This window comes from Mycobacterium sp. E1715 (genome assembly GCF_001667625.1).
Lineage (GTDB): Bacteria > Actinomycetota > Actinomycetes > Mycobacteriales > Mycobacteriaceae > Mycobacterium.
This window is the reverse complement of record NZ_LZJJ01000327.1, coordinates 1-527: the sequence shown is the minus strand read 5'-3', so window position 1 is coordinate 527 and position 527 is coordinate 1. Positions and strand designations below refer to the sequence as shown.

The window sequence follows — 527 nt, the reverse complement described above, 5'->3', positions numbered from 1 at the left end:
CCCGGGCACCGGCAGCCCGATGGGCACCGGGCCCGAGCCCGCGGTCAGTGGGGCGCTGATGGTGGCGTAGACGGTGGTTTCGGTGGGGCCGTAACCGTTGACCATCACCCGCCCGGGCGCCCAGCGTGCGAGGACCTCGGGGGGACAGGCCTCCCCGGCGGCCATCAACGCCACCTGATCCAGTCCGGTCGGCGACAGCGCGGCCAGCGCCGAGGGGGTGTGGCTCAAGACGGTCACGCCTTCGCTGATCAGCAGTGCGTGCAGCTCGTCGGGGGAGCGGGTCAGCTCCTCGGGCACCACCACCAACCGCCCACCAGAAAGCAGGGCACCCCAGATCTCCCACACCGAGAAGTCGAACGCATACGAATGGCATTGGGCCCACACCTGCTCGCATCCCAACCCGATACCCACCTGCAGGCCGTCGAACAAGCGGGTCACATTGGCATGGGTGACCGCCACCCCTTTGGGCACCCCGGTCGTGCCCGAGGTGTAAATGAGGTGCGCGACGTCATCGGGTGCCGGGGCGG

Annotated in this window: 1 protein-coding gene; it reads right to left on the bottom strand. The window is 69.6% G+C overall.

From position 1 onward, the window contains the following. A partial coding sequence (locus tag A9X03_RS16850; protein WP_156746578.1) for an AMP-binding protein occupies nt 1-527 on the bottom strand: 527 nt, incomplete at both ends.